This is a genomic window from Pseudanabaena sp. UWO311, from assembly GCF_006937785.1.
In the GTDB taxonomy this organism is placed as follows: Bacteria; Cyanobacteriota; Cyanobacteriia; order Pseudanabaenales; family Pseudanabaenaceae; genus Pseudanabaena.
In genome coordinates, this window is the sequence record NZ_SJEE01000002.1 from 116,587 (window position 1) to 129,355 (window position 12,769).

The following is a 12,769-nucleotide window of genomic DNA, read 5'->3' on the forward strand; positions in this document are numbered from 1 at the left end:
GACCCTATTCTTTTTCGTAAAAGACTAGGGCTGTTTGTCCATATTGGCGGCGATCGCAACAGATGAGATCGCCCATCACATCAGGAAGTAGGCGTAAGCGATCGCACTCAGCAATTACTAGCGCTCCATCAGCAAGCAATGGCGATAATGCTGTAAGCACTGGTAGGTATAGCTCGCTTTGGTAAGGCGGATCAAAATAAACTAAATTAAAATATTTGGGTGGTAATTTTCGTAATGTCTTGACCGCATCGCCTTTAATAATTTCAAATTTTTGATCTTGCTTCGCAAATTTCTGCCAGTTTTCGCGCACAATCTGACAGGCGATCGCTGACGACTCGATGCCTACGATATTAGCTGCGCCCCTGACTAGCGCCTCTGCTCCCATAGCGCCTGACCCAGAACAGATATCTAGCCAATTTGCGCCTTTAATGCGAGTTTGCAAAATATTAAAAACTGCTGCCCTAACCTTACTTGCCGTTGGTCGAGTTGAAAGATCAGTTGAAGTTTTGAGCGTACCAGCGCCGTTGATACGAATAGACATATTGAAATCCAGTTGGTGTCTTTATTTATTCGTGATCCCTATGTAGGGGCAAAGCATTCCCATAGAAATCCATGTTTTTTTAGATTGTTTTAAAATGGGAATGCTTTGCCCTAGACTCGTAACGCAGGCACAATTTATCGATGAAAGCGAAAAGGGTTTAGCATTTGCAATTCAAGATTGGAGTGGAGAATATAAAAATATTGCCGCAAATGCTAAACCCCTACAAGCTTGTTGTTATAAACCATTTAAATTAAATGATTAGAAAAAGATAAACCTTCAATCTGATCAATAGGAACCATCCAAATCTTATTTTGGTATGGTCTCCATACCGCACTCATGACATAGTGATTACGAATTGAAATGATGTGAACGTGAGGAATGCCAGAAAATTTTGAGCAGGAGCGTAAAAAATCTAAAGTTCTGATTAGGCGGCTATGCAAAAATGTTGCCATTTCATCACTACAGTTTTGACGCAACATCGGAACAACTTGTGGCTCCGTATCCCCTCTTAACTCGTAAATAATGTGAGTTTTTCCTTTGAAATCAATTTTGCGCGATCGCACCTCCCAACTGCACAACACACCAAAGCCAATCACAGCCATACCCAGATCGATATGGAAGTCACGCATTTGGAATTTCGTGTTACTACTCATATCTGTATGGGTGTTATACCCAGTCCAAGCATGAAATCTCTCTAAATTGTCGTCGTTAATATCAACTGCCGAACGATAGGGAGAAGTTACAGCGCGGTTAATTTGTGTGTTTTCTGAAGGTTGCTCTGATGTCATACTTGTCCCATGAGTGACAGCATTTATTTGCAAAAACTAGACCGATGCAATAAACAACAATCTTACTAAAAATGCTTAAAAGCTGAAGCTATATATCTATAAGCAGCTTAACATTCTTTTATGGAAGTTCTTGGTTAAATTACTCATCGCTTATAACTGTACAGACATGTATGCCTTCTAAAAGTTCGCTTAACTACCAACAATTGCAACCAATTTATTTACAGCGTGAGTTGCTGCAATATCAGCGTACTTTGTTTGCTAATGTCGGAATTTTATTCGGTCTGACTGCATTTGGAACATTGGGCTATCGCTTCATCGAAGGATGGAGTTGGTTTGATGCTCTCTATATGACGATTATTACCCTTGCCACGATTGGCTATGGTGAGACTAATCCCCTTGATTTTGAGGGGCGTATTTTTACGCTTACCTTAATCGTGATGGGCGTTTTAAGCATTAGTTATATTGCTGCTCAGTTTACAGCCGCGATCGCAAATGGTCATATCTACAATATTTTTCAAGCGAGGCGACAACGAAAGGTCATGGATTCATTAGACAAACATTACATAGTTTGTGGATTTGGTCGAACGGGGCGACAGGTTACAGCAGAATTTGCGGCGGAGGGAAGTATTACATTTGTAGTGATTGATAGTGATCCCATTGCAATTGAGCAAGCTGAGCTAGAGGGTCATCCAGCTTTGCAAGGAGATGCGGCTCTTGATAACACCTTACTTCTTGCGGGAATTGAACGGGCTGTCTGTATTGTGGCAGCTTTGCCATCGGATGCTGAAAATCTCTATACGGTATTATCGGCAAAAACCTTAAATCCTGAGATTAGGGCGATCGCTAGAGCAAGTACAGAGGAGTCTATGCAAAAGTTACGGCGGGGTGGAGCAGATGAAGTAATTTCGCCATATATTACTGGTGGCAAGCGTATGGCTGCTGTGGCGTTGCGTCCGCAGGTGATGGATTTTGTGGATGGCATTATTGCTGGAGCTAATCGATCATTTTATATTGAGGAATATCGCATTGATGATTCTAGCTATGTTGGAGTCACTTTAAAAAAGGCAAGTTTGCGATCGCAGACTGGGGCTTTAGTATTAGCAATTCGTCGGGCTGATGGCGATGTAATTGCGGGACCTGATGGTAATACGGAAATTTTGCAAGGTGATGTATTGATCTCCATGGGAACACCTGAGCAGTTAAGGGCACTGAATCAAATCCTGAGTCCGCTTTCCAAAAAAACAAATGTGTTACGGTTACCACGCATGAAATAGGTATAAGTTAGGTTTGCGCCCCGCAGGGGCGCAAACCTAACATTTGTTGATCATGAAGTTTATTTCTCCATCTCGAACTATCCAAATTGCGATCGCCTCAGCAATTAATTCAGAATTTGAGCTTTTGCTAGATTCTAGAGAAATAGCGCTAGAGATTTGCTATCCAAAATATGATGCTCATTACACATCAGCGATCGCGTTGTCGCTCGCCAATCGCTTACAGCGAAATCCTGCACAGATTGCTGATGCGATCGCGCAAACTTGTTCACAAAATCCAGAAATATCCGCTCAATCGCAAATCGGAGCATTTGGGAAAGGATGGTTAAATATTGTTTTTAGAGAGCAATATATCGCTGAAATTATATTGTTTCTGGAAAATTTGCGAATGGAAGGAATTACAATTTGTAATGGATTCTGGCAAAAAAGTGAAATCGCTCTAATTCCTGTAGGGAATTCAACTGAGCAATATGTTTATGCTCGATGCTGTGCGCTTATGCGATTGGCAAAACAATCAAAATTCTTAAATGTAGGGGCAATTCATGAATTGCTCCTACATTTAGAAACTGATTTAGAAATCGATTTAGAACCTGTGGAAATTAGTTTGTTAATGCGAAATTTGGCGATCGCAGATTATTTAGCAGATGAGAATAGCTCGCCTTTAAATAGACAGAAGAGACAGAAATTATCACGATCGCTAGCTGAAACTTTTTTGCATTTTTACGATCACTGTCGAATTTTTGGAGTACCTCATGAAATTGCGATCAAGCGATTATTACTAATTAGCATTACGCAAAAAATGCTCCTCGCGATCGCGCCGCCCGAAATTAATTACGCAATGTACTTGTAAAACCCGTAAGGTTGCGCCCCTGCGGGGCACAACCTTACGGGTCTCTTAGCGCAGCATCAACATGGCATCCCCAAAGGAATAGAAACGATATTCTTTGGCGATTGCTTCTTGATATACCGACATTAAAAATTCGCGCCCATTTTCACCCAAAAACGATGACATCATCATTAGCAAAGTTGACTTGGGTAAATGAAAATTAGTCACCATTCCATCTAAAACTCGCCACTCATATCCAGGATAAATCATCAAATTCGTTTTACCCCTAAAAGCCTGAAAATTTGAATTTTCCAGCGATCGCGCCACCGTACTACCAACGCCGATCACACGTCCGCCGGTTGCCTTTGTTTCTTTGATTTTAGCGATCGTCTCCTCAGGCACTTCACACCACTCGTTATGCATCACATGCTGGGTGATGTCCTCCGTCTCTACAGGGCGAAATGTACCGATTCCCACATGTAGAGTCACAAATGCTTTACCAACGCCCATATCAGTGAGCTTTGCAAATAGCTCCTCGGTAAAATGTAAACCTGCTGTAGGTGCTGCGATCGCTCCTGCAATCTCAGCGTAAATCGTCTGATAGCGATCAGGATCAGCATGGGAATCGGTGACGTAGGGTGGCAAGGGGACTGTGCCTAGTTGATCGATAATTTTGTCAAGGTCAGCACCAGTAGGAATATGAAATTGCAATTCTCTTGCTCTGGTGGTTGTCTCAATCCCTTCGACCGTCGCTTTGACATTATCCGCAAAGATGATCGTGCTTCCAATCGGCAATCGCTTACCAGGCTTAACCAATGCTAACCAGCGATCGTGTCCAACTGGCTCCATCAGCAAGATCTCGACAGGCACACCCGATTGCTTATGCCCATACATCCTCGCGGGAATGACTTTGGTGTTATTAAAAACAAGCAAATCTCCCGACTGCAAAAAATCTGGCAAGTCGTAAAAGTGCTGATGACGTAAATTGCGATCGCTTTCAATTACCAACAGTCGCGATGTATCCCTAGGTGTAACTGGATCTTGAGCTATGCGATCGCTTGGCAATTCATAGTCATAGGCGCTTAAAGCATAATCAGGCTCAAGTTCAGTCGCAGGCGATGAAGTCATAGAAAAGTTACACTTTGGGATATTGGCACTACTTAATAATTTGCAGCACTTCTCTAAGTGTTTGATAAAAAGTGACGAAGTTACAAAAAAATATAAGAAATTTTATATACCAATCGCGGAAACAGTGGTATACAGATGGCAGCAGCAACATATGTTTTGCATATGTTGCGATCGCGTTTTCAGCCTTTCAATATTAAACGAGGAGTTTATGCAGTATTTAATGACAGATCTTCACCAACGTTTTATTGGTGCATTGAACTACAACAAGCCTCTCTCAGTAGGCGATGTATTTCGTGCCGATAATACCAAGACTTATACAGTTGTTAGCATTAACGACACTCGCAACAAGAGTAAGGATGTCAAGTCAGTAACAGTCATTCCTGTTCGCGAAGCTGTGGCAGCTCATTAACTTACTAAATTTAGTAGGTAGTTAATTTGGCTATTAACTTAATTGTCTGGTAATTTTTCACTTGTTGGTCTAAGTACATTGCTCACACTAGCTAAAAGTATTAGCTAAAAATACTATTTCAAAACATTGAAAGTAAGAAATAAGTCTAGGGAATTATCAAAATCAATCTGAGAGAATCATCGAAGCTATTGACAATACATTGATATAAACGAGTATTTCTTTGTTCTCTTCAGATATCATCATTGAATGACAAAAGAAAAGCAGCGCTTGGCGCTGCTTTTCTTTTGTCATTCAATGATAGGCATGGCTTTGCATCGCCTACAAAACCCCAAAAACTTTACCGCCCGCTGCGCGGGTGGTAAAGTTTTTGGGGTTTTAGATTAAAATCATGCCATGTTTTAAATTATTTAAAGAGGCTGCCTCAATAGAATTACCTCTGAGATCTAGGCGCACAAGATTCTTAAGATTGGAGATTTCACGGGGTAGAGTCGTTAGCTGATTGTAGGACAAATCTAGTTCTGTGATATTTCTGAGATTACCAATCTCAGGGGGAAGACTAGTTAGTTGATTGTTGCCAAGATATAAATCTGTAAGTGCTGTGAGGTTGCCTATTTCTTCGGGCAAAGTAGTTAGATTGTTTTTTCGTAAATCTAGCTCGGTTAAATTGGCGAGGTTGACAATTTCTGACGGTAGTCTTTCCAGCTTATTTTCACTTAAATCAAGCCAAGTCAAAAACTTAAGCAATCCAATCTCAGCTGGCAACTCTCTTAAAGAGTTATCGTTAACCGCAAATCTTGCCAAATTTGATAATTTGCCAATATCTAAAGGCAAACTGGAAATGCAATTTTCAGCTAAATTTAGCACTGTAAGATTTTTTAGCTGCATGACTGCATCAGGAATTTTCGGCAGTTGATTAGATTCGAGATGCAGCCAAGTTAGTTTTTGTAGATTTGCGATCGCCTCTGGCAGAGAAGTCAATTCATTCTCGCTCAGATATAGCCAAACTAAATGCTTCAACTTGCCAATCTCTTCAGGAACTGCCACCATCTGTAGTTCACTAAGATAAAGAGACGTGGCTTCTGAAGCTCTGGCGCTCTCAATTTCTTTCAGAATTTCCTGTTCGTTCATGGTCTCGATTGCATTATTTGGATATGGTACTCAAGGTGCAAATTGAAAATTATTGTTTTAGCTACTGCGCAGAGGGCGATGCCAACCATCCCACAATTTTGTTTTTGCATGGATTTATGGGAAATCGCTTTGAGTTCAAACAAGCGATCGCGATTTTGTCTAAACAGTTTTACTGCGTGGCGATCGATTTGCTGGGGCATGGTCAGACCAGCGCTATAGATCAAAGGACTGATCAAGATGACTCCTACACAATACAGTCCAGTGCAAACTTTGTCATCAAATTTTTGGATTTACTTCGTATAGATTGTTGTTTCTTGGTTGGCTACTCTATGGGCGGTAGGTTGGCTTTATATTTAACAATTCATTTCCCGCAATATTTTCTTCGGGTTGTCCTCGAATCTGCATCCGCAGGATTGTCGTCTGTGGATGCTAGATTCGATCGCCTAGTCAAGGATCGACAGCTTGCCGCAAAGTTAGAAACTGGAGATTTTCGATTATTTCTGGACAATTGGTATCAGCAGCCTATTTTTGCTAACCTGCGATCGCATCCACATTTTTCTCAGATGCTAGAGCAAAGATTAAACAACTCTCCCGCGCAGTTAGCCAAATCCTTACGCAATCTCAGTACAGGGAAGCAACCATCATTATGGGAAAAATTATCTAGAAATGAGATTCCACTGTTGTTAATTTCAGGTGAGTTAGATTCTAAATTTGTGCAAATAAATCGACAGATGCAGCAGCTATGTAGGAACTCTCAACTAGAAGTGATACCTAGCTGTGGTCACAATATACATTTCGAGAATCCAAATTTATTTATCGAGAAGATTAAAACTTTTTTTCTTCTATAGCAATGCATGTTTTACTGACAGCGCTTTGCGCTGTAGGACATAAAACCCAAATACATAAAGTCGGCGCTTCGCGCCGACTTTATGTATTTGGGTTTTGATTTGTTCAAGCTATAGGACTGTCGCCAAGTGTATCAAAAACCAAAAGAGAGTTGCGACACCAAGCGATACAACTGTCTTAAAAATAAAAGCGTCGCTTTGCGACGCTTTTATTTTTAGCTAGAAGCAATATTTCTTAAATCTGGACGAGGCGCAGGCGTAAAAAGGAGTGTCTCAAAGGAAGCATCACGATTACCTAAGGTTTCGTAAAAGAAGAATGAGAACCCATCTAGGTTAAGTTCACGCACAATTTTTACTTGACCTTTGATCTGTCGCATATCAACATTTTGAACTCTTAAACCCGTTAAAATACCCACCGCTACTGGTATTTTTAGTCGAATTTCCTGCAACTCTGGCTGTTCTAATTCCCGCTTAAAATTGTCAATATCATCGCGATATACCTGCACAATTAATTCATCAATATATTTGAGATAAACCCAGTTATACCAATCTTGCAAGTACTTTTTATAGGAGAAATCCTTAGGATTAGGGGAAAGAGAAATTAAGCAGTTTGGTTTGATTGCTCTAACTGATTTAGAGATCTTTCTCATTAAATTAGTGATGTACTTGGCACGCCATTGCATCCATGAAGGATCATTGATATCCTCTGGTGGTAATCGACCGAAGTGATCTTTTTTATACAAAGCGATCGTGTAATCATCGTAGCCAAGTTCTGCTGGCATCCCAAAATGATCGTCAAGCTGAATACCGTCAACATCATATTTATTAACAACTTCAACGATTAAATCTGTGAGAAATTTTTGGACTTGAGGATGGGCAGGGTTTAACCAAGCAAGACGATGCTGATCTCTTTCGCCATGTAGGAAAACATGAGAGCCATCTTTACGCTGGGTTATCCAGTCAGGATGTTGGCGCATTAGCTCTGAGCCTTCTTCAGTCATTAAGCCATATTCAAACCAAGGAATTACCGCAAAATCTTGTTCATGTCCAAATTTGATGGCTTCGGCAAGCATATCTCGCTCTTGAAGCTCAGGTACTGGATCAACAGGTACACCAAAACTAGCTTCGGCAACTTTACTAGGGTAGAGCGTGTATCCACCATTCCAAACCGTTGGATATAGAGTGTTAAATTTTAAACGCTTTAATCTTTTAATCGCCCTTTCTAGATTCTGAGCCGAAAATAAAACATCGCTATCGACATTAGTAAGCCAGATGCCGCGTAGTTCATTACCATTCAATGGTCTGATCAGCGGGAGATTAGGTGGGGCTGATTGATCAACTTGATTAGGTGGTGGAGATTGATCAATTGTGTTGCTAGCTGTATTAGGAGTTTGAGCGATCGCCCAAAAAGGAAAATTGATCATCATTGAGAACGCGAATCCTAAGAATGTTAAAACTAGGAAACGGAGGCGTGATCGCCAGGAGACAGAATTAATTTTCCCCATAATTACTAATGAGCTAGGTAAGCTCTAACTCCTCACATTTAGGCTGCAAATTTTTGTAAATTTATTGTATAGCAATGTAAAAAAACACAAAAGATAGAGATACTTCCTGTCTCCATCCTTTTTTATAAACTTTTGGCCTGAGCTCCCAGCAAATCACGATTTATCTCCAAAATTGGACATAATAAATCGGCAACATTTTTGGGTAGCAGAGCTTTGACCACATCTTGCATAATCAAATAAGTGATATTACAAACTTCCTGAGCCCCAAATGCTTGCATGATCGTCTGGAACCAATACAAGAACTGCTGTTTTAAAAGCTCTGTGTCATCTAATAAAACGGTCATTGCCGAATGACGTAAAACTCTTAAGGTGTCTTGTTTCCACTTGCCTTGCAAGTCCTCACCTTTAGGTAAAAGCAATTTGGGATGGGATATACGTAGTTTTTTTAAAACAGTTTCGACTATTTCTTTTTCTACTTCTTTGATGCGGATATAAGCTTCAACCCTTGAATCAAAGGAGTTGATATAGGTTTCCATAAACTGCAATTCTGCGTCGCTCGCATAGCGACCATCTGCGTTCATTCCTAGTTGTTGTAGCTTACTTAACATTGCTGGCTTTACCCGACGTTTGCATATGTATGATTTTATATGGATTTGAGTCTAAAACCATCCGCCACTTCAAGCATTATCTCTAGCGATCGCCATTTTTTTGTTACGATTCAGATAAATCGATAAATAATCGAAACTTCTGACACACATCTATGCGATCGCTCGCCGCCGTATCCTGTCATGTTATCTGACAATGATCACATTGAAGGGCTGTTTCCTGAAGCTGCCCAAAATTGGGATTTAAATCGGCTCTATGCAGATTTACAAGCTTCTAGTGGCAAAGAAATTAAGCCATTTGAAAAGGCTTGCTTGCGTGGGTTGCTATGTCGTTATCGCCCAGGTCAGCTTGCATTTAAGCTGGCTTGGACATCGGGGGCTTTGCGGGTTGAGTTAAATAAGGGGCTGTATCGATCGCTGGAGGCGATCGCAGATCAGCCAATCAATACGCTACGCTGGGAAAAAGTGCCTGAATGGTTAGAGGCTAAAGGATATAAAGCACAACGCCAAAGTCTACACAATACAACCGCCAACACTCAAGTTAGTTCTCGGGCAAATTTAGCTGATTGGGGCGAGGCTCCAAATATTCAAACTTTTTATGGGCGCACAGAGGAGTTAGCCAAACTAGAGCAATGGGTTGTACGCGATCGCTGTCATCTCTTGGCAATTTGCGGCATGGGCGGCATCGGCAAGACAGCACTGGCAGTAAAACTGGTCGAAAATATCCAATCACAGTTCGATTGCTTTATTTGGCGATCGCTGCGGGGCGCACAACCAACTACGCAATTAATCGCTGATCTGTTGCAATTTCTCAATAGTTCACAACAAACTGGCTGTGGCATTTCTGATCTGTTAGACATTTTGCGTCAAAAGCGTTGTTTAGTTGTATTGGATGATTTTGAGGCGACTCTCCAAGATGGGGAATTGGTGGGAGCCTATCGCCAAGGTTGCGAATCCCATGCGGAATTATTGCAGCGTGTTGGCTCGGAACGACATCAAAGTTCAGTAATTTTGATTGGGCGGGAACAGCCGAAAGAAATCTCGATGCATCAGGGGGATGATCAGCCGATTCGCTATTACAAAGTGAATGGATTACAGCGACAAGATGCTTTTGAATTATTAAGAGCGCGAGGTTTTAAAGGGACTGAAAATGGTTTAGAGGCTTTAGTTCAACAATATCGCGGCAATCCTTCAGCTTTAAGAATCGTGGCTGGAACGATTCAGGAATTATTTAATGGCAATGTTTCGGAGTTTCTTAAACAGACTGCCCTTGCGCTTGGGGATGTATTACGCACTCTTCTCTATCAACAGTTTGAGCGTCTCTCAAAACTAGAAAAAGATGTGCTGTATTGGCTCGCAATCAAGCATCGCCCAGTATCACTCTCAACATTGCGATCGGAAATGATTTTGCAAACCTCTGGTTCTGAATTAATCAATGCGCTGGAATCATTGCGCTGGCGATCGCTAATTGAGAAAGTCTCAGAACAGGATGAGGTGATGTTTTTACTAGAGCCTGTGGTGTTGAAATATGTCAATCGTCAATTTGTAGATGAAGTGAGCAAGGAAATCACCGCGATCGCAATGCAACAAAATCTCAAGTCGATTAATTTATTGCAAAGTCATGTGCTTGTCGAAGATCATGCTCCTGACTCGATTCGGGCGATGCAGATTCGCTTAGTTCTGAAGCCGATTAAGGATAAGTTAAATAAGGCGATCGCGCAAAATAATATTGAATTGGAAGCTCTACGGGAAATTCTCGCTAGTCAGCACCAAGTACAACCAATGGAAGGCACAAGTTACACCGAGGTTAATCTCGCCCTGATCGGCTTATGGTGGTAGTCTCATTGTAGCTAAGAACAAAAGATAGATGAGGCGCAAAGCGCCGCATCTATCTTTTGTTCTTAATGGTAAAGTATTATGAGATCTGACTTATGTTTCGTCAGGGTCAATTCCTAACGCTCTAAGCTTTGCGGCAAGTCGTTCAGCTTTTTGCTCAGCTTGATGTTGTCTCTGCTCAGCTTGATGCTTAGCAAGACGTTCTTGATCAGCGATCGCGTCGGAACGTACAGATCTCTCCTCACCAGTTAGCAACAAATTACCAGTCTGATCCCACCAACGTAACCAAGGTATCCCAACATCTTCCTTAAGGCCAAGTTCAACACCCATTGCCGCGATCGGATAATGTCCTCGATCGTTAGGTGATAACTGCTCATATCGTCCATCAACCAGATGATAAACCTCAACTGAGGCTTTCTTAGCCTCAAAAATGGCATAGAATGGGATGCGAATGGCTTGCTCATAGACCCAAAACTTTCCTACTTTGTCGGTTTCGCTAGGAGGTGTGGCATCGCGTTCTTCGGAACCATTTCCAGAAACAAACTCAATAGCGATTAAGGGTGCGACAACTTCTTTCCACAACACGTAGGAGCGGCGATATTCTCCATTAAGAAGTGGTGATACATTGGGAACATAAAACCAGTCTGGAGCCTCAGCTCCTTTTTCGGCTGGCTCAGTCAACCGCCAGTAGATACCGCTATCCTGTCCAATACAGTAACATCCGTCGGGATGGAGTTTTTGTAAGGTTGGCTCAATGGAACTGGTTAAAATTATACTTTGTGGGTGTTCCTGAAAATTTTTCACAAAGGTTCCGTCTGTGTCGGGTAGTTGTGTATGGTCGGGGAGGCTAATTTTGTTTGGGGAAGAAATTTGAGGTGTGGGAGCATCGGGCAAAATCATTGCTTGGGTACTTTGCATAGTAATTCCGAGAGATCCGTTGGTTCAACTTTAACATATCGCCATTAATTTTCGGAATTGATTAAATGGGCGATCGCCCGCCAAGTCTTTAGCATTTTTTAGATTCAGTCGATCGCTAGTACTATGATATCAATTCTCAAAATGGTAACTCTCTTTTGAGAATTGATATCATAGAGTATATTTCATCCTGATTTCATTTTCTTGAAGTAAAATAGAAATAGAAAGTTAGGGAAAATCTATGAACTCTAAAGATGCTCAAAACTCTGGCAGAGAGACTCAGACCAGTCCCAAAAATTACAAGGCTTTGCTCTTAGGTATTGTTGGCATTTTGGTCGGTAGCACTGCCGTTACGATCGCTGCTACTAATGTTGTCCAAGCAGAACAAACGTCACGCCTAGTTATTAGTCAGATGCCGCAGCAAGGCATGATGATGCATGGCATGATGGCAGGAGAGCAAACCGATCGCCATTTCATCGAAATGATGATTCCTCATCATGAAGGCGCTGTGCAAATGGCAGATCTCGCTCTCAAGATATCTAAACGTCCTGAGATAAAAAAACTTGCAGAATCGATCAAGAGCGATCAAACTCGCGAAATTGTACAAATGAAATCTTGGTATAAGCAATGGTATGGCACAGAAGTTCCAACTGCGACAACCATGAATCACGGCAACATGGATCATAGTGGCATGATGGGAATGAAAAAGCCAATACTAACCAAGAAGCCTATGGGAATGCAGAATATGATGGCAGTCGATCTTAAAGCCCTCAAAAATGCTCCTGATTTTGACAAAGCCTTTATCGAAGAGATGATTCCTCATCACAAAATGGCGCTGATGATGTCCAGCATGATCATTGATAGCGATCGCACTGAAATGAGAACGCTCTCTTATGCGATCGTTAAAGCTCAGAGCACCGAAATTGAGCAAATGCGTCAGTGGCATCAAACTTGGTATAAATAGCCAGATAC

13 protein-coding genes are annotated in these 12,769 nt (G+C 41.5%); 6 read left to right on the top strand and 7 right to left on the bottom strand.

Annotated elements, in window-relative coordinates:
• Positions 1–4 precede the first annotated feature (4 nt).
• The gene (gene rsmD / locus PseudUWO311_RS02295) at positions 5–541 is read right to left on the bottom strand and encodes a 16S rRNA (guanine(966)-N(2))-methyltransferase RsmD (RefSeq protein ID WP_142653479.1); all 537 of its coding nucleotides are present in this window, start codon (positions 539–541) and stop codon (positions 5–7) included.
• Between the two features lie 245 nt (positions 542–786).
• Positions 787–1,329 (bottom strand): hypothetical protein, encoded by a 543-nt coding sequence (locus tag PseudUWO311_RS02300; protein WP_142653480.1) that lies wholly within the window; start codon positions 1,327–1,329, stop codon positions 787–789.
• 170 nt (positions 1,330–1,499) lie between these two features.
• Between PseudUWO311_RS02300 and PseudUWO311_RS02305 the strand changes: the two genes are divergently transcribed.
• Positions 1,500–2,603 carry a potassium channel family protein gene (locus tag PseudUWO311_RS02305; protein ID WP_142653481.1) on the top strand — a complete coding sequence of 368 codons (1,104 nt, stop codon included), beginning with the start codon at positions 1,500–1,502 and terminating at the stop codon, positions 2,601–2,603.
• Positions 2,604–2,655: 52 nt separating this feature from the next.
• A complete protein-coding gene (locus PseudUWO311_RS02310; protein WP_142653482.1) occupies positions 2,656–3,450 on the top strand; it encodes a DALR anticodon-binding domain-containing protein in 795 nt (264 codons plus the stop codon).
• A gap of 45 nt (positions 3,451–3,495) precedes the next feature.
• Here the strand turns inward: PseudUWO311_RS02310 and queA are convergent, their stop codons facing one another.
• Positions 3,496–4,554: a tRNA preQ1(34) S-adenosylmethionine ribosyltransferase-isomerase QueA gene (gene queA / locus PseudUWO311_RS02315; RefSeq protein WP_142653483.1), complete on the bottom strand. Its 1,059-nt coding sequence runs from the start codon at positions 4,552–4,554 to the stop codon at positions 3,496–3,498.
• A gap of 220 nt (positions 4,555–4,774) precedes the next feature.
• Between queA and PseudUWO311_RS02320 the strand changes: the two genes are divergently transcribed.
• Positions 4,775–4,963 (top strand): hypothetical protein, encoded by a 189-nt coding sequence (locus PseudUWO311_RS02320; protein ID WP_223807415.1) that lies wholly within the window; start codon positions 4,775–4,777, stop codon positions 4,961–4,963.
• Positions 4,964–5,338: 375 nt separating this feature from the next.
• Here PseudUWO311_RS02320 and PseudUWO311_RS02325 read toward each other — a convergent pair whose 3' ends face one another.
• On the bottom strand, positions 5,339–6,091 hold the full coding sequence (locus tag PseudUWO311_RS02325) for a leucine-rich repeat domain-containing protein (RefSeq protein ID WP_142653485.1): 753 nt from the start codon (positions 6,089–6,091) through the stop codon (positions 5,339–5,341).
• A gap of 23 nt (positions 6,092–6,114) precedes the next feature.
• Here PseudUWO311_RS02325 and menH point away from each other — a divergent pair, with 23 nt between their 5' ends.
• A complete protein-coding gene (gene menH, locus PseudUWO311_RS02330; RefSeq protein ID WP_190303365.1) occupies positions 6,115–6,939 on the top strand; it encodes a 2-succinyl-6-hydroxy-2,4-cyclohexadiene-1-carboxylate synthase in 825 nt (274 codons plus the stop codon).
• 212 nt (positions 6,940–7,151) lie between these two features.
• Here the strand turns inward: menH and PseudUWO311_RS02335 are convergent, their stop codons facing one another.
• On the bottom strand, positions 7,152–8,363 hold the full coding sequence (locus tag PseudUWO311_RS02335; RefSeq protein WP_223807416.1) for a glycoside hydrolase family 10 protein: 1,212 nt from the start codon (positions 8,361–8,363) through the stop codon (positions 7,152–7,154).
• Between the two features lie 200 nt (positions 8,364–8,563).
• Positions 8,564–9,049 carry a phycobilisome protein gene (locus tag PseudUWO311_RS02340; protein ID WP_142653487.1) on the bottom strand — a complete coding sequence of 162 codons (486 nt, stop codon included), beginning with the start codon at positions 9,047–9,049 and terminating at the stop codon, positions 8,564–8,566.
• A 180-nt stretch (positions 9,050–9,229) separates the two neighbouring features.
• Here PseudUWO311_RS02340 and PseudUWO311_RS02345 point away from each other — a divergent pair, with 180 nt between their 5' ends.
• Entirely contained in the window at positions 9,230–10,885 is a 1,656-nt protein-coding gene (locus tag PseudUWO311_RS02345) for an NB-ARC domain-containing protein (protein WP_142653488.1), read from the top strand.
• 90 nt (positions 10,886–10,975) lie between these two features.
• Here the strand turns inward: PseudUWO311_RS02345 and PseudUWO311_RS02350 are convergent, their stop codons facing one another.
• Positions 10,976–11,782, bottom strand: coding sequence for a Uma2 family endonuclease (locus PseudUWO311_RS02350; RefSeq protein WP_411729371.1), 807 nt, complete (start codon positions 11,780–11,782; stop codon positions 10,976–10,978).
• A gap of 256 nt (positions 11,783–12,038) precedes the next feature.
• Between PseudUWO311_RS02350 and PseudUWO311_RS02355 the strand changes: the two genes are divergently transcribed.
• Positions 12,039–12,761, top strand: coding sequence for a DUF305 domain-containing protein (locus tag PseudUWO311_RS02355; protein ID WP_142653489.1), 723 nt, complete (start codon positions 12,039–12,041; stop codon positions 12,759–12,761).
• The last annotated feature ends 8 nt before the right edge of the window (positions 12,762–12,769 follow it).